The 15,356-nt window shown below is 58.5% G+C and carries 16 protein-coding genes; 3 read left to right on the top strand and 13 right to left on the bottom strand.

Annotated features, from left to right (window positions below; genetic code table 11):
- Positions 1-212 precede the first annotated feature (212 nt).
- From GTP46_RS30510 to GTP46_RS26745, 13 genes are all read right to left on the bottom strand, one after another.
- Positions 213-1,241: an FAD-binding oxidoreductase gene (locus tag GTP46_RS30510; protein WP_161009741.1), complete on the bottom strand. Its 1,029-nt coding sequence runs from the start codon at positions 1,239-1,241 to the stop codon at positions 213-215.
- Between the two features lie 42 nt (positions 1,242-1,283).
- A complete protein-coding gene (gene dmpG, locus GTP46_RS26800; RefSeq protein ID WP_161009691.1) occupies positions 1,284-2,324 on the bottom strand; it encodes a 4-hydroxy-2-oxovalerate aldolase in 1,041 nt (346 codons plus the stop codon).
- Entirely contained in the window at positions 2,321-3,289 is a 969-nt protein-coding gene (locus tag GTP46_RS26795; RefSeq protein ID WP_161009690.1) for an acetaldehyde dehydrogenase (acetylating), read from the bottom strand. The genes dmpG and GTP46_RS26795 overlap by 4 nt, the downstream gene beginning before the upstream one ends.
- 24 nt (positions 3,290-3,313) lie before the next feature.
- On the bottom strand, positions 3,314-5,173 hold the full coding sequence (locus tag GTP46_RS26790) for a feruloyl-CoA synthase (RefSeq protein ID WP_308495454.1): 1,860 nt from the start codon (positions 5,171-5,173) through the stop codon (positions 3,314-3,316).
- 64 nt (positions 5,174-5,237) lie between these two features.
- Positions 5,238-6,020 carry a 2-keto-4-pentenoate hydratase gene (locus tag GTP46_RS26785; RefSeq protein ID WP_161009689.1) on the bottom strand — a complete coding sequence of 261 codons (783 nt, stop codon included), beginning with the start codon at positions 6,018-6,020 and terminating at the stop codon, positions 5,238-5,240.
- On the bottom strand, positions 6,017-6,997 hold the full coding sequence (locus tag GTP46_RS26780; RefSeq protein WP_202414452.1) for an NAD(P)H-dependent flavin oxidoreductase: 981 nt from the start codon (positions 6,995-6,997) through the stop codon (positions 6,017-6,019). Before GTP46_RS26780 ends, GTP46_RS26785 begins: the two co-directional genes overlap by 4 nt.
- A gap of 24 nt (positions 6,998-7,021) precedes the next feature.
- The gene (hcaB, locus tag GTP46_RS26775; protein WP_161009688.1) at positions 7,022-7,822 is read right to left on the bottom strand and encodes a 3-(cis-5,6-dihydroxycyclohexa-1,3-dien-1-yl)propanoate dehydrogenase; all 801 of its coding nucleotides are present in this window, start codon (positions 7,820-7,822) and stop codon (positions 7,022-7,024) included.
- Between the two features lie 7 nt (positions 7,823-7,829).
- Positions 7,830-8,375, bottom strand: coding sequence for a 3-phenylpropionate/cinnamic acid dioxygenase subunit beta (locus tag GTP46_RS26770; protein WP_161009687.1), 546 nt, complete (start codon positions 8,373-8,375; stop codon positions 7,830-7,832).
- Between the two features lie 11 nt (positions 8,376-8,386).
- Complete coding sequence (locus GTP46_RS26765; protein ID WP_161009686.1) at positions 8,387-9,724, bottom strand: aromatic ring-hydroxylating dioxygenase subunit alpha; 1,338 nt, start codon at positions 9,722-9,724, stop codon at positions 8,387-8,389.
- 11 nt (positions 9,725-9,735) lie between these two features.
- Entirely contained in the window at positions 9,736-10,080 is a 345-nt protein-coding gene (locus GTP46_RS26760) for a non-heme iron oxygenase ferredoxin subunit (RefSeq protein ID WP_161009685.1), read from the bottom strand.
- Between the two features lie 5 nt (positions 10,081-10,085).
- Positions 10,086-10,925, bottom strand: coding sequence for a DODA-type extradiol aromatic ring-opening family dioxygenase (locus tag GTP46_RS26755; RefSeq protein WP_161009684.1), 840 nt, complete (start codon positions 10,923-10,925; stop codon positions 10,086-10,088).
- 6 nt (positions 10,926-10,931) lie between these two features.
- Positions 10,932-11,228, bottom strand: a complete 297-nt coding sequence (locus GTP46_RS26750) for an extradiol ring-cleavage dioxygenase (RefSeq protein ID WP_161009683.1) — start codon at positions 11,226-11,228, stop codon at positions 10,932-10,934.
- A complete protein-coding gene (locus tag GTP46_RS26745) occupies positions 11,225-12,058 on the bottom strand; it encodes an alpha/beta fold hydrolase (RefSeq protein ID WP_161009682.1) in 834 nt (277 codons plus the stop codon). The genes GTP46_RS26750 and GTP46_RS26745 overlap by 4 nt, the downstream gene beginning before the upstream one ends.
- Before the next feature lie 234 nt (positions 12,059-12,292).
- Here GTP46_RS26745 and GTP46_RS26740 point away from each other — a divergent pair, with 234 nt between their 5' ends.
- The 3 genes from GTP46_RS26740 to GTP46_RS26730 all read left to right on the top strand — a co-directional run bounded on the left by GTP46_RS26740 (position 12,293) and on the right by GTP46_RS26730 (position 15,331).
- Entirely contained in the window at positions 12,293-12,919 is a 627-nt protein-coding gene (locus GTP46_RS26740) for a TetR/AcrR family transcriptional regulator (RefSeq protein ID WP_202414451.1), read from the top strand.
- 92 nt (positions 12,920-13,011) lie between these two features.
- Positions 13,012-14,697 (top strand): hypothetical protein, encoded by a 1,686-nt coding sequence (locus GTP46_RS26735; RefSeq protein ID WP_161009680.1) that lies wholly within the window; start codon positions 13,012-13,014, stop codon positions 14,695-14,697.
- A 205-nt stretch (positions 14,698-14,902) separates the two neighbouring features.
- Entirely contained in the window at positions 14,903-15,331 is a 429-nt protein-coding gene (locus tag GTP46_RS26730) for a hypothetical protein (protein ID WP_161009679.1), read from the top strand.
- The last annotated feature ends 25 nt before the right edge of the window (positions 15,332-15,356 follow it).

The raw sequence follows: 15,356 nt of genomic DNA, 5'->3' as shown, positions 1-15,356 counted from the left end.
TCTTGTTTTCGATGACGTCGAGTAATCCTGCAGCTCGAAGGCGTGACAACCGCATGATCGCCGTTGTTAACGGATAGGGCGAACGCGCCAACTCAGATTGTAGCCGCCGACAGACGAAACCTGAGCTATTGTATTTTAAGGCAGCCGAGGGCTGAGCTCCGAAATGCATAGAGCTCAGCCCGTTGGGCTTGGTCTGGAATTTGCGGTGCCGACTATACCCGCTCGACTTGTCCCTGAGAGGAAGCCTTTGGCTCCGGAGAGTTATGGTCCATCTCCTGGCTGGAGAGGCGACGCGTGATGAAGGCGTCGCTGAAGAAGTTGTGCTCGTTCAGACCGTTGTCGCGAACGAATACTTGCCGCGCCGCGTCTACCATCAACGGATTGCCACAGGCGTACACTTCATGCGCTGACAGATCCAAGTGGTCCTGCGCCACAGCCTCGTGCACGAAGCCAGTGCGCCCCTCCCACCCCGCCTCTGGGCCCGACAGCACTGGCACGAAACGCAAGCCAGGGTAGCGTTGCAATAGCACTTCAATCTCATCTAGCGCATACAGGTCGGTCAGTCGGTAGCCGCCCCAATACAGCACCGCACCTCGCTGCGCAATGCGCTCACCGTGGGCTTTCAGCATTGCGCAAATAGGCGCGAAGCCAGTTCCAGACGCTACCAGGATGATGGGCGCTTCGGTAGGCTGCAGCATGAAGGAGCCGAATGGTCCTTCAATGCGAAGCATGTCGCGTGGTTTGAGCTTCTGGTAGACATGATTCGAGAAGCGCCCCTGCGGAAGTGCGCGCACGTGCCACTCAATGATGCCTTCTGCGTCTGGCGCGTTTGCCATCGAGTAGCTCCTGCGTTCGCCATCACGCAGAACGACATCGACATACTGGCCCGCCTCAAAGGCGAAGCCAGTTCCAGGAGATACTTGCAGTCGTACAGCTGTAACGTCTCCACTGACTCGCGTGACGTCTACCACCCTGGCACCTGTTTGTACTACGCGTTGTCCCGGTGTGGCAGAGACTTCCTGCGCCTCGACGACCAGGTCGCTGCATGCGCGAGCTTGACAGGTTAGGATATGGCCATCTCTCACACCCTCGGGTTTAAAACCTTCCGGGTAAGCCACTTCACCGCTCAGCACCCGAGCTTCGCAAGCATTACATTCCCCGCGTCGGCAACTATGGCGAGGGAAGTAGCCAGCTGCCAGCGCAGAATCAAGCAGGCTACTCCCCGGGGAGCATTGAACCATCGCGCCATTTGGTGCGAATGTCAGGGTGTACTCGCTCATAATTCAGCCCGCCGTACCAGTCGCAGTCGATTTCGCGACGCCCTGCCGCAGCAGATCCAGCGCCACGTCCACAATCATGTCCTCTTGGCCGCCCACCATGCGGCGACGGCCCAGCTCGACCAAGATATCGACAGCCTTCAAGCCATATTTTCCTGCAGCCACTTCGGCATGGCGCAGGAAGCTCGAATACACGCCCGCGTAGCCCAGCGCCAGCGTTTCGCGGTCAACCCGCACCGGCCGGTCCTGCAGCGGGCGGACCAGATCGTCCGCAGCGTCCATCAACTTGTACAGGTCGCAGCCGTGGTCCCAGCCGAGGCGGTCAGCAGCTGCGATGAACACTTCCAGCGGCGCGTTGCCGGCGCCAGCGCCCATACCAGCCAAGCTAGCATCGACACGGTCGCAGCCCTCTTCCACTGCGACGATGGAATTGGCCACGCCCAGACTCAAGTTATGGTGTGCATGGATGCCAGTCTGAGTCTCAGACTTGAGCACATCCTTGAATGCGCGGAAGCGATCGCGCACGTCGTTCATGCCCAGTGCGCCGCCGGAATCGACAACGTAGCAGCATGTGGCGCCGTAGCTTTCCATCAGCTTGGCTTGTTCGGCCAGGTGCTGTGGGGTAGTCATGTGGCTCATCATCAGGAAGCCGACAGCTTCCATGCCGAGGTTGCGTGCGTATTCGATGTGCTGCTTAGAAATATCGGCCTCGGTGCAGTGCGTAGCCACCCGCACGATACGCGCACCAGCATCGTACGCCTGGCGCAGGTCATGGATGGTGCCGATACCTGGTAAGAGCAAAGTGGTGACCTTGGAGTGCTTGACCACGCCGGCCACGGCCTCGATCCATTCCAGATCGGTGTGCGCGCCGAAGCCGTAGTTGAAGCTGGAGCCGCGCAGTCCGTCGCCGTGGGCGACTTCGATGGAGTCGACCTTGGCCTCGTCCAATGCCTTGGCGATCTGCTGGACCTGAGCCACGCTGTACTGGTGACGGATGGCATGGGAGCCGTCGCGCAGGGTCACATCGGAAATATATATCTTTTTCATGCTGCTACTCCGGATTGAATGCTGCGGGCTGCCAGGATGTCTTGTGCCATGCGCTCGGCACAGGCCTTGGCGGCCGAGGTCATGATGTCCAGGTTGCCTGCGTAGGCTGGCAGATAGTGGGCGGCGCCCTCCACTTCCAGGAACACCGAGGTTTTCAAACCGCTCATGCGACTTCCAACGCCAGGGATGTTAATCGGCGAGTCTGGGCTGATGCGGTCGAACTGCACTTGCTGCTTCAGGCGGTAGCCTGGCACGTAGCTGCGCACTGCTGCGACGGTCTGCTCGATGGACGCAGCTATAGCAGTTTCATCGGCCAGGTCCGAGAGGCAGTAGACCGTATCGCGCATAATCAGCGGCGGCTCGGCCGGGTTCAGTACGATGATGGCCTTGCCCTTGGTGGCGCCGCCTACTGCTTCGATTGCCATCGAGGTGGTTTCGGTGAATTCGTCGATATTGGCGCGAGTACCAGGACCGGCCGACTTACTCGAGATAGAGGCAATGATTTCGCCGTAGTGGACTTTAGCCACACGCGACACCGCAGCGACGATGGGTATGGTGGCTTGGCCGCCGCAGGTGACCATGTTGACGTTCAGCGCTTTCACATGGTCATCCAGGTTCACCACCGGAACACAGTAGGGACCAATCGCAGCCGGCGTCAGGTCGACCAGGCGGATGTCAGGGCGCAGCTCACGAAGGAACTTGTCGTTGCGCACGTGGGCTGATGCGCTGGTGGCGTCGAACACGATGTCTATGTCCTCGAACACCGGCAAGCGCGTAAGCCCTTCCACGCCTTCATGAGTAATTGCCACGCCCATACGCGCCGCGCGGGCCAGACCGTCCGATGCCGGGTCGATGCCGACCATGGCGCCCATTTCCAGATGCTCGCCGTGGCGCAGCACCTTAATCATCAAGTCGGTTCCGATGTTTCCAGAGCCGATGATGGCAACTTTGATTTTCTTAACCATACCGCTTCCTCGTTCGTGTGATGTTCAGGATTGCCCTGCGTGTGCCGGGCGGATAACGGATGGGCCGTCGCCGTACAACCGTTCCACTTCATGCGCGCGCAGTTCCAGCACCGCGCGCTGGTTGATATAGCCTTTATCGGTGGTCTCGCCCCGCCCCAGGTCGGGCTGTTCGGACAAAATCGCTGCACGCATGGCGGAAGATGCCGAACCCTTACCCTGGTTCATAGTCGCCAACCCTTGCGCAATGTGTTCACGCACAGCGGGGTGGCCCGCCAGCAGCTCACCAGGCATGTTTCCGTCCTGGTCGCCGGCCAGCCTGCGCATAGCAGGTGACGGGAACAGCAGCAGCCCCAGCTCGTCGCGTCCGTGGCCGGTTACCACCGCGTCTTGCACCAGGGGCGACAAGGCGCCTACTGCCGCGACACGCAATGTACCCACCGAAACCCAGGTGCCTGTGGTGAGTTTGAAGTCCTCGGACACACGGCCATCGAACAGAACGCCTGCGTTGGGATCATCCGGATCGACCAGCCGGCCAGCATCGCCGATCAGGTAGTAGCCTTCGGCGTCGAAAGCCTTGGTAGTCAGGTCGGGCGCGCCACGGTAGCCTGGAAAGACCCCGGTGCCACGTACTCTCATTTCGAGCTTGTCGCCGTTGGGAACGAATTTCAGCTCCATTCCAGGCACAGGAAGGCCGATGTTGGCCGAATGGTCGGTCTGGAAGTGGACGCTGGTCACCAGTGGCGAAGTTTCGGTAGCACCCCACGCGGAGGTGAAGAACATAGGGCGCACACAGAGTTTGTTCGCCAGCGCCTTCAGTCGTTCCGATGTTTGCTTTGGCAAGGCAGCGGCAGCGAAGAAGATAGCGTCCAAATTCGAGAACAGATGCGCGGCCAGTTCGACGTCCTGCTCCAGCATGGGCAGCATGGCGTCGAAGCCCTTGGGCACGTTCATATAGAGTGTCGGCTTCACCGACATCAGGTTGCGTACCGACTTCTCAATCATGCCAGGAACCGGACGGCCGTCATCAATGTACAGCGTGCCGCCGTTGCGCAAGATCATATTGAAGTTATGATTTGCGCCAAAGGTGTGACTCCACGGTAGCCAGTCCAGCAGCACCGGAGGCTTCTCTTCAATGAATGGCCATACCTGCGCAATCGCCTCCTGATTGGCGCAAAGCATGCGGTGAGTATTAATGACAGCCTTCGGTGCGCCCGTGGAACCAGACGTCAGCAAGTATTTGGCGTGCGTATCGGGCGTCACGCGCGCGAATGCATTGGCCACTTCGGCAGTCTCCTGCACGGATTGCAGCCGCCCGAAATCCATGCCCATGCCATCGGCATTTGCGGAGAACACCAGCGGGCAGCGGATTTCTGCGGCGCGCATCGCATTTCCATAGATGGTGCCGTCCGACGCGTACATCAGCCCCGGCCCAAGCAGGCGTAGCAGACCAAACAACTTGCTATGATCCTTGGTGCTGCGCGTATAGGCTGACGACAGGATTGCTACTGGAATGCCAACATGCATGGCCGCCAATTTCAGCAACGCAGCGTCAACGCTGTTGTCTGACAAAATCACCACCGGCGCGGCACTGCTCAGCCCCATATTCAGTAGCGCTTGAGCGATGCCCCCCACGCTCTGCAGCACTTCCCAATACGTCAGACGCCGCCAGGCTTCGCCACTTGCGTCGCGCTCGGCCAAGAAGACGGTATCTGGGGTATCGTGTGCCCAGCGTTCGAGCCAGTCGCCAACGCAGCGCACATGTGGCCGTAGTTGGGTACGCGAACGCAGCACGAAGCTGCCGCTGCCAAGATCAACGCGCTCAATATCGGGCAGCGCCAGCGCTAGTCCCAGTGCGGTCGCCGGCTTCATGCTTTTCATATCCATGATAATTTCGCCAGCCTCATTGTGTTTTTCACTTTTGTCTCCGTTTGCTCAGAACTACCGATATTTAGGCTAGCGTGCAGTTGACTCGGCCGAAGCCGCTGATTTCCACTTCAATTCGGTCTCCTGCGACGATTGGCACCATCGGTCCCAGCGCTCCGGACATGACGACGTCGCCTGCTAACAATGGCTGGCCGGCGGCGGCCATGGTCTTAGCAAGCCAGTAGGCGGCCAGCAAGGGGTTGCCCAAGCAGGCCACACCGGCACCGACCGCCCCTGTCACGCCGTTCTTACGCAAGTCCAGCGCGGCGCCGGCCAGATCCACATCGCCTATACGGCGCGGCTCCAAGCCCAGCACATACATGCCACAGGAGGCGTTGTCAGCAACGGTGTCGACCAGCGTAATCTTCCAGTCGTTGATCGCACTGTCGACGATTTCGATTGCTGGCAGTGCGTACTCCAGCCCATGCAGGAACTGGGACCAGGTAAGCTGTTCCTGTGGCAGGTCGCGCCCTACGACGAACGCGATTTCGCCCTCGGCCTTAGGCTGGATAAGCCGACCAGTGGGCAAAGTGGCGCCAGACAGGTATTCCATATTTGCCAGCAGCACGCCGTAGTCGGGCTGGTCTACGCCGAGTTGCTGTTGGACTGCTGTGGAGGTTAGACCAATCTTTTTCCCGGAAATCTTGGCGCCACGCGCCACTGCACGTGCGACGTTCAGGGCCGACACGGCGTAAGCGTCGGCTGCGGTGGAGATCCCGAAGGTTTCCGACACACGCGGTATGGTGGTTTTGGTGGCACGGGCATGCCACAGCGCATCGGCCGCTTGCTGTATTACGGTCGGGCTCATGCCAGCGCTCCTTGGTTCAAAGCTTCATTGACAAATGCCTGCTCCGAGCGGAGCACCTCGAGGTACTCATTGCGCAGAGCTGCAACAACTTCGTGCACTGGCGCGACGCGCTCGATGGTGCCCAGCCCTTGGCCTGCCGACCAGATGTCCTTCCAGGCCTTCTTGCCGGCGCTGATATCCCCCGAGAAGTCGATCTGCTTCCCCTTGCCATCGCCTTCCGGATCGACACCGGCCGCAGCCATAGTGGACTTGAGCCAGTTCCCCAGCACACCGGACACAGCCTTGGACTCGACCAGGTCCTCGATATCGCTATCGACCAGCAGCTGGCGGTACTCCGGCGCGGCCATGCTTTCTTCGGTAGCAATGAAGCGAGTGCCAGCGACAGCGAAATCGACGCCCATCAGCTGGGCGGCACGCACATCACGTCCACTGGAGATGCAGCCGGCCAAGCCAAGCGGCCCCTGCCAGAACTTGCGCACTTCGGCGATAAAGGCGAATGGGTTGTAGTTTCCGGTATGACCGCCCGCCCCCTGGGTGACCAGAATCAGCGCATCGACGCCAGCGTCAGCTGCCTTGCGAGCCAGAGCTGGGGTAATCACGTCGGCCATCACTACGCCGCCATAGCTGTGCACATGCTCCAGCACGCGCTTCGGGCTGCCCAACGCGGTGGTAACCACTTTGGGCTGGTACTTCATGACCAGCGCCAGCTCGCGCTCGAAGCGGTCATAAGTGCTGTGCACAATCATGTTCAACGCCCAAGGCGCCGCGTCGCGGCAATCGCTGAGTGCGGACGTGACTTGTTGCAGCCAGGTCTCCAGAATCTCGACGCTACGCGCGTTCGGCGCTGGGAAGCTGCCAATGACGCCAGACTTTGCGCAGGCGACGGCCAGGTCAGGACCGGATACCAGGAACATGGGGGCCGCCAGGAGCGGCAAGCGGCCGGCTGGGAAGAGCTCTTTCAGGATGTCTCGTTTCACTTGGATTTCCTTTGAATTGAATAGTTATTTCTTCTGGCGCCCGCGCACTTCCCAACCGCCGTCGCTTTGCAAAATGGCTGCCGTGGTTGCGCGAGAATTAGCGCGCGATGCCAGCAACACGTAATGACCGGTATGGTCTTCCGGCTGAGCCATGAAGGCCAGAGGTACGGCATCCGCTACGGCCTGTTCGAAGCCTGGGATATTCGACAGCCGAGCATCCTGTTTGCCTAGCGCAGCCGGACCTTTCAGCGGCGTGGCGGTTCCGCCCGGCGCCACGCCATTGACCCTCACATGGGGTGCCAACTCGTAAGCAAGCTGCTTGATTAAGCCGACGGCAGCATGTTTGGAAGCCACATATACTGGCCCACCACCACCCGCGTAGAAACTGGCATTGGAAAGCGTGAAGATCATGCTGCCGTTACTTTTCCGCAGTTCAGCCGCAGCGGCACGCGCGGCCAGCAGGTAGCCTTTGACGTTCACGTCGAATATTTCATCGAACGATGCGGCTAACGCATCCGGCTCGGTCTTCACCAGGCTGGAAAAGAAGTCCCAGACGCCTGCATTGCCGACCAGCGTATCGAGCTTGCCGTAGGCAGCCACGGTTGCATTCACCGCACGCTCGTGGTCAGCGTAGACGCGCACATCGCCAATCACCGGACACACCCGCTCGCCGAACTCCTCTTGGAGCGCCCCCGCCTGGCGCTGGTCGCGAAGCAACACGCCAACGCCGCGCGCGCCCTCAGCCAAGAAGCGCCGTACCACTGCCAGGCCGATGCCGGAGCCGCCGCCGGTCACCAGTGCCACATCGTTGTCTAACCAGCCCATATCTGCCTCAAAGGAAAGTGTTGAGGTTTTTGGCCTGCAACAGGGTTTGCGTGATGACGATCTTGCGGCGAGCAAGGCGCAAGCCGTCCGGCGTACGGCGGATGATGTCGGTGCGCCGGCCAATCAACATGTCGTTGTCGGTCTCCACCCGGCTGCGATAGTTGACGAAGGTTGAGTACACCTCATACTCGCCCTCGGACTCAGCCGGATACGCCTCCACGTTGCCAACCACGTGCGTATGACGGGTCGGTGGATCCTCGGCCCAAGCAGTAGGCTGCTTGAAGCGCGCCACTCGCTTCTGGAGGTGCTCCATGAAGTCGTCGAAGAACGCCATCCGGCCAGGCAAGTGGGTCACGCCGCCGTTGTTGGCGCGGCGCCGACTTTCGATCGCAGGCATCCAGTAGTGGATGTCTTCGGCCAGCATGGCCAGCCAGTCGTCGTAGCGCTCGGTATCGAGCAGACGCGCTTCACGCTTGAGGAAGGTCTCAATCTCATAGGCCGTGTAGGCATCGACGGCACGGCGGCCCGCGATGTCGGTGGTAGTAGTCGTCATGATTTCTGCTCTCAGCGTTGCGGCAAATCGTCCCAGGACTCGGCTTTCATGAAGTCGAGCCAGCGCTGGTAATAGGCGCGCTGATTGGCTTCATTAATCTGGCCCTGGAATACGTTGCCGGGGAATTCGGGGTGGTCGATTTTGCTGCCCATACCCAGCCCCAGGAACAGGTCCTGCTCGCGCGTGACGCGGCCACGATTGGTGCGCGTCGAATATTCGAAGTTCTCACCGTCGTCCATCTCAAACACACCGGATGGCGAGAAGGTGATCATAGTGCCCCGGCGATAGCGCTCTTTGATGTCGTCTGGCGCGCTCTTGTTGACCAGCGTCCAGGTGTGCAGCTCGATCTCACCCGGACCGCGCGGTTGCCACACGCGGAAGGTATTCTGACCCGGCAAGAAGGACATATTGGGGAAGATGGTGGCCGACGATACGGAGCCAATCATCATGGAGCGAGTGTGGCCCAGGCGCTCGGCGACCTTTGGCTGGATTTCGTGGATGTACTTGCGCACCTCCTTGTCGCCGAAGGTGGCGGTGTTGCCCACCTTGTCGAGATTGAATTCCCAGCCGTGGCCGTTGACGTTGACGTGGTAGGAATCAGGGGCCTTGCCCAGTTCACCCACCGAACCGCCAAGCATTGCTTGGGCAGCAGAATCGTGAGTCCAACCAGCATGCATGATGTCGCCCACGAAGTTCTCAGCACCGAATTTCCAGTTGCACTTCATGACGGACTTGACGCAGCCGCCAATGAATTCTGTTCCTTCACCGTCCATGTCGAGCAGCGTGTCCAGATACCACGCGAAGTCGCCCAAGTACTCTTTTAATGATGGTGCGGTCGGATCCAATGTGCCGAAAATCAAGCCCTTGTAGCTGTCGACCTGGGCGACCTCGTGCAGACCGTGCTTGGACTTGTCAAAGCCGCTGGCCTCGTATGCCGCCGACTCATGCATCCCGCGCAGCGCGCCGTCAATGCCAAAGCTCCAGCCGTGGTAATTGCAGATGAAGCCGCGCGCGGTGCCAACTTCCGAGAAGCACAGACGGTTACCGCGATGCGGACAAGTATTGAGGAATGCCTTGACGGCACCATCTTTCTGGCGCACGACCAGGACATCGTCTTCGCCCATGCTGGTCGTTACGTAGTCGCCGGCTTTAGGAATCTGCGAGGTGTGCCCCAGGAACAGCCAAGCTCGCGAGAAGATTTTCTCCAGCTCCTGCTCGTAGATGTCTCGCTCCCAGAATACCTTGCGCGACATGCGACCTTCGGCGATATTGATGTACTGGTCCAGGTCCTCAAGGGCCGCCTGCTGACGCGGGCGTTTGAAGTTGATGACTTTTTCGTCGGTGCACATGGTGTTCTCTCCTAGATTGCGGATGCGGCTTCTTCCGACTCGGCATCCAGGTCGGCGTAAATGTCCTCGCCCTCCTCGATCACCTTGTAGGTACGCAGGTCCACCGTGCATGGGAAGGTCAACGCCTGGCCGGTCGGTATGTGGAACTCACCGAAATGCACTGGGCAGGCAATGCAGTCGTCGCCCACAATTTCGCCGTCGGCTAACGACGCCGTGGCATGGGTGCACATATTCGAGGTAGCGTAAAATTTGCCGCCCAGATTGAATACAGCCAGGTCGCCACCTTCCGTTTCAACCTTGCGGGTACAGCCCGGCTGAAGGTCGGCGGATTTGATTAAAAAAATCTTCTTGGTCATGCTGATTACTCCACGTGCAGTTGTACAAAGCCCAGGCCAGTCACCCATTCAGGAACGGCCTCGTAGCCCAGCAATTCGCCGCGCGCACTTGGTACGGCGCCCATAGCACAAGCGAAATTGCGGATTTCCATACCGCCCTCCCCGCCGTTCTCGAGGATGTACTCGTCGGTCAGGCCGCACAGCCCATCGAGATCGCCATCCAGCGCGTATCCGATGACTTCGCGGTCGAAGGTCTCGTTGACCCGCCCCATCAGAGCGGACCCGACCCAGTGGCTGATGCCGCCGCTGCCGATAACGACCACGCGTTCCTCATCCGAGAAATCCACCACAGCCTGGCGAATTTGAGCGCCCAGCTCGGCAGCCCGCCTGATTTTTATGTAGGGGTCGACCGAGCATGCCAGGTACACGGGGATTGTCTTGACGTCCATGCCAGCAGCCCGCAACGGTTCCACAAGAAGCTGCTGCGGAATGGCGATTGCGTGGTCCACAGTGAAGGCACGACCTACGGCCCAATCGAAGCCATGCGACTTGCCGTGCTCGGCGATGTGCCCTGCCAACGACTCATTGTTCTGCATCACAGTGCGACGCAAGCCTGGCAGTTGGTCAATCGGGCCGTCAATGTCGCCGACGGCGATCAAGTAGCTGGGCAAGCACTGCGGTCCGAACAGCATGTAGTGGTCACAGCCGATAATTACGACTGTGGTCGGCTTCAGCGCCGCCAAGCGCTCGGAGCACAGACGGAAAGCCGCGTACACGGACTCGCGCTTCTCCACAGGGGGCGCATCTGGTGCCACGTACATTACCGGGTCATGCGGTACGAGGAAGGCGCCTACGATAGTTCCCATAATTCTTTACCCTTTAATTCCGGCGGAGAAGACCGCGCTGGTGCTGTCGACGTCGCGCAGCTGTTTCATGTAGGAGCGCATGTCTCGCTGTGGCGCCAGCTCTTGCCAAAATCCCATGGTTAGCATGGAGTTGACGCCATAGGCCTGCAGCGCCTTAACGTCGAACGCCAGCACCATTTCACGCTCAGCATCAGTCAGCGCAAAGCGCGCCAGGAAGTCCTCTGCACCGTCCTTAAAGCGCTGCTTGGCGCTCCGGTCCACGCACAGCTGGTACAGCACGCGCTCTACCAGGTTGCGGCTCATTCCGGTTGCCCCACAAAGTCACGTACCAGACGCAGGAAGTCCGCGCGGCGTTCGACTTGCACCCAGTGGCCACACTTACCGAACAGGTGCAGGTCGGCACCAGGGATGCTCTGCGCCAGCAACAGGCCACACTGCACGGGCACTACACGGTCTTCGCGGCCGTGCAGCACCAGCGTCGGCGCCTCGATACCTGCCACCGCAGCGACTGGGAAGCCCTTGACGATGGTCGGGCCGTCGGGATTGGGCTGAGGGATCAGGCGCTTGAGCGCATCCTGGGCACCTGGACGTGCGCTGGCCTCGTAGCGGCTACGCACCATTTCCGGCGTGATGATGGACTGGTCGTAAGGGAACAAGCGCATGGCGGCTTCCATCGCTTCCATCGACGGCTCGTAGGTAGCGGCAGAACGCAGACCTGGGGTCTGTTCAAACTCGCCCGCAGGGGTGCCGAGCAACACAATGCGATCGACACGGGCCTTGTCGAACAGCGCCAGGCCGATGGCCAGCGCGCCGCCGAAGGAATTGCCTACAAAAGAGGCCTTTTTGATGCCCAGCGCGTCCATGATGCCAATCAGGTGGCGCACCCACAGCTTGATGTCGTACTTGCTGTCCTGCTTGAATTCGGTGAAACCGAAGCCGGCGATGTCCGGCACGATGACGCGGAGCTCTTCGCCCAGCTCGTTCATCACGCCTTTCCAGTTGCCCCAGCCCGATACGCCAGGTCCCGAGCCGTGAAGCAGGAACAGCGGCTTACCTTGCCCGACCTCGTGGTAGTTAGTGCGGTGATCTGCCGCGACAAGTGTCTTGCCCATGCCTTCGAATTGTTTGTCCATATTTCCGCCTGAATCGCTGTGTTGTTGAGTGAATGCGTATCAGCCGTTGGACTCACCTCAGACCATACACATACGTATGTGTATGGAGATAGTATTGACCTGTCCCCTCGAAGTCAACAAATTTGTGCGGAGTCCTGGAGGTGAAGGCTCGGCCGCGCGCCACTTTCAGCAAAACGACATGGTGTTATGTATGTAGCGGTAAAATGGTGTTTATTGAAAAATTTCACTTCGACCATGCCTAAATCCGACACCGCACCAGCCGCAAAGTCCACCGCCAAAACCCAGCTAACGCCTGAGGACTGGATTCATGCCGCCGGCCAAGTACTGGTCAATAAGAGCATCGACGCCGTTCGGGTAGACGCGCTGTCGAAGGATCTGGGCGTGACGCGCGGTAGTTTCTACTGGCACTTCAAAGACCGAGAGGACTTGCTGCGCCAATTGTTGGTGAGCTGGCGTGATCGGGCCACGGAGCAGATCATCGACCGTTTCGAGCGCCGCAATACCAAGCCACGCGAGCTGATCCGCGAACTACTGATGCTGCCTTTTCATGGCTCGTCGGCGAAAGTAGGTGCATCGACCGAGCTGGCGATCCGTGCCTGGGCACGGCGCGACGAGATGGCACGCCACTTCGTCGACGAGGTCGATGGAAAGCGCCTTGCCTACATTTCCCAGTGCTTTAGTGGTCTAGGCTTCGACATCCCGGAATCGCGCACGCGCGCCTTCATGCTTTACAGCTTCATGCTGGCCGAATCACTGCTAAGCGAGCATGGCGCGCAGACCCAGCATGAGGAAAGGCAGCGCTCGCTGGAGCGGATGCTGGTGCAGATGCCGGCGGCCGAAAGCCCTGGCGCTTCGGACTAGCAGCTAGTTTTACTTTTATTCCGGCAGCGACCATCGTCGAGAGATGGTGCAGCACAACGAAGTATTCGTATCTTCTTCTAAGATCGGGCGTTATGAAAGAATCTGCGTTAGAGCGAGCTCGAGTTGAAGTCGTCCTCAAATTCGAAACCTGGAGACGACGCCTACTTTCGCCCGACGCGCTGGCGAAATTGGCCAAAGATCTTGGACTAGGCTGGTTTTCCGCCTCCGAGGTCACTGGGCTTTGGAAGCTTGGTTTGCTTCGCGCCGATTTCGTGCTAAGCGACGTACCGATCGAATTCCCTGGACTGGAGCGCCTGGAAGGCATCGGAGAGGAAAGCGAATATGCATACTGCGATTTTCGCCGGATTGAACATCGTCCAAATGGCTATGGATCGGCACTTGAGGACCATGACAGTATCCCGCTGGAGAGTTCGCTGGCGTTCCATCCTTTCCGAGTCTATTTGCTATACCACGTCGAGCGGACACTAAAAATTGGCACATCGAGTACACAATTTCTGGTGCACGAGCCAGGCATACTCCGCATCGCGCAACATTCGTTAGAGGACCACAAACGCTGGACGTCCTCTATTGAATTCGGTGAGCGCTTTCACTATTGGAATCAAATTGCGGAGACCGCGTCAGTCGCTGAACCCCTTACCTATGATGTCATCTTCAGAGGCGCGGAACCTCTGCCCATTTCAACTCCACTCGAAGATGGCTTTGAATCCACTTTGAGTGAAATGCTCGCCACGACTGGCAAGGCTGTACTCCATCAGATGTGTTCAGACTTGGCGTTTGCCGCTGAAAGGCTTGACGAAAATCGATCTGTTCATGTCTTGTTGCGCCTGATGAATTGGCGGGAGCGTGAAAGGCTCAAAGGGAAACTTGGTGGCACCATGCATTTCCTAGCGATGGCTGAAAGTATCCGGCGATCGGCCGAGCGAGCCTTTGAAGAGGCATGGCCTGAAGAAGATGAAATTGGACCTGGACAGTGGTTCTCTGGTGCTCGCAAGATGTTGTACGGTGACGAACGTGTGTTTGACGCGCCACGCCGACTATTGCGCGACTACTTGACTCAGCTTGGTCTTGATTTTGCCATCAAGGTCCGGTGCTATGTTGAGGGCGATACAGAATACGGTGCCCTTGCGCATGCTGCAGGCAGTTTTGATCACGTCCAATTGGTCAATTTAAGTGGCAACGTCGCAGAGAGGCGCGGCAGGGGGCTCGCATTTGTTGAGTCTCTTGAGGCCGACATGAAATCAGGAATCTTCAGCGTAGTGGTCATTGACGGGGACCGCGAAGAGTATATTCGCATACTTCGCCAAGCTGCTGAAAATGAGCGGTTTCATGGCCGCTTTTTTATTTGTGATCCCGACATCGAATGCGGCAATTTTTCAGCACCTGAACTAATTGAAATCGCAATCCAAGAGTATCAAAAAAACGCTCTTGTTGGAGCCGACCTGACCTCAACCAAAACGGCGATGCTGGCGCTGGCTTCAACTGTTCACAATAACAACGACTTAATCGCGTTGGCCAAGAACCACGGCATAACCAATGTGCGAAAAAGCGAATCGTGGGGAAAGGCATTGATGGAGCTTGCCATCGCAAATCCCGTGTTTCCCGTTGATGACCCGCGAGCGGGTCATCAACGCCCCATCATCGAAGCCGCCGAGCTCTTGATTCGAATGCAGGGCATTGGATTTTTCCGGTCTATAGCAGTGGAACGTATTGATTCGCGTAGCGGGAAAACAGTGCAGCTTAAACCGGCGGCGGAGTGAATCTTGAAAAACTAGTTGAGTTCCCCAAAGAGCTGCTAATCCTTGAAGCGCATTTCACTTACGTACTTTGCTGCGGCGAGCCTTGAGCGGATCATGGCGGTTGAGCGTGCTGTTAGCTTCTTGGGACGGAGTGATAGGTTGGCATCGGTTGCAAGTATTGCTAGACTGGTAGCACCGAAAAATTTGTAGAAAGCTGGCGAACGCGATGGCTATTTGGCAGGTTGACATGCATGTGATCCATGCTACTGATGAACTCCCTAACACCGTAAACGACGGCTGGCAACCACCACTATTGTCCGGAGCTCTTCTTCTCCAAGCACAGCAAATGCTCACCGAATATCTAGGCACGCCGTGGACCATGGTAGAAGACTGGGTTGTATTTGGGCCAGAGAATGGAAGCCGTGTTGACGTGGTTTTCGAGGCGGATAAGTCGGCATCTATCGTGGTCCGCTTCGACATCCGTAATGAGGGAATACAGTTCCCGGCACTTATCTGTAAGATGGCTCAAGAGCTGGATTGCATGCTCTTCTCAGCGGACCTTGGAAGCCTTATCGAACCTAATGGCGCAACGCTGGCAGTCGCACTCGACAATGCGCACAGTGCTGCTGTGCTGCGAAATTTCAACATCGGGTAACCGCTACGCCTGGCTTGGTTGGAAT

The sequence above is a fragment of the Duganella flavida genome (assembly GCF_009857445.1).
GTDB lineage: Bacteria > Pseudomonadota > Gammaproteobacteria > Burkholderiales > Burkholderiaceae_D > Rugamonas > Rugamonas flavida.
The sequence above is the reverse complement of the archived record's forward strand: the minus strand, read 5'-3'. Positions and strand labels throughout refer to the sequence as shown.

Coding starts and splice junctions, on each gene's coding strand:
- GTP46_RS30510 (WP_161009741.1), bottom strand. CDS start 1,241: ATGGTTCAATGCTCCCCGGGGAGTAGCCTGCTTGATTCTGCGCTGGCA.
- dmpG (WP_161009691.1), bottom strand. CDS start 2,324: ATGAAAAAGATATATATTTCCGATGTGACCCTGCGCGACGGCTCCCAT.
- GTP46_RS26795 (WP_161009690.1), bottom strand. CDS start 3,289: ATGGTTAAGAAAATCAAAGTTGCCATCATCGGCTCTGGAAACATCGGA.
- GTP46_RS26790 (WP_308495454.1), bottom strand. CDS start 5,173: ATGGATATGAAAAGCATGAAGCCGGCGACCGCACTGGGACTAGCGCTG.
- GTP46_RS26785 (WP_161009689.1), bottom strand. CDS start 6,020: ATGAGCCCGACCGTAATACAGCAAGCGGCCGATGCGCTGTGGCATGCC.
- hcaB (WP_161009688.1), bottom strand. CDS start 7,822: ATGGGCTGGTTAGACAACGATGTGGCACTGGTGACCGGCGGCGGCTCC.
- GTP46_RS26770 (WP_161009687.1), bottom strand. CDS start 8,375: ATGACGACTACTACCACCGACATCGCGGGCCGCCGTGCCGTCGATGCC.
- GTP46_RS26765 (WP_161009686.1), bottom strand. CDS start 9,724: ATGTGCACCGACGAAAAAGTCATCAACTTCAAACGCCCGCGTCAGCAG.
- GTP46_RS26760 (WP_161009685.1), bottom strand. CDS start 10,080: ATGACCAAGAAGATTTTTTTAATCAAATCCGCCGACCTTCAGCCGGGC.
- GTP46_RS26755 (WP_161009684.1), bottom strand. CDS start 10,925: ATGGGAACTATCGTAGGCGCCTTCCTCGTACCGCATGACCCGGTAATG.
- GTP46_RS26750 (WP_161009683.1), bottom strand. CDS start 11,228: ATGAGCCGCAACCTGGTAGAGCGCGTGCTGTACCAGCTGTGCGTGGAC.
- GTP46_RS26745 (WP_161009682.1), bottom strand. CDS start 12,058: ATGGACAAACAATTCGAAGGCATGGGCAAGACACTTGTCGCGGCAGAT.
- GTP46_RS26740 (WP_202414451.1), top strand. CDS start 12,293: ATGCCTAAATCCGACACCGCACCAGCCGCAAAGTCCACCGCCAAAACC.
- GTP46_RS26735 (WP_161009680.1), top strand. CDS start 13,012: ATGAAAGAATCTGCGTTAGAGCGAGCTCGAGTTGAAGTCGTCCTCAAA.
- GTP46_RS26730 (WP_161009679.1), top strand. CDS start 14,903: ATGGCTATTTGGCAGGTTGACATGCATGTGATCCATGCTACTGATGAA.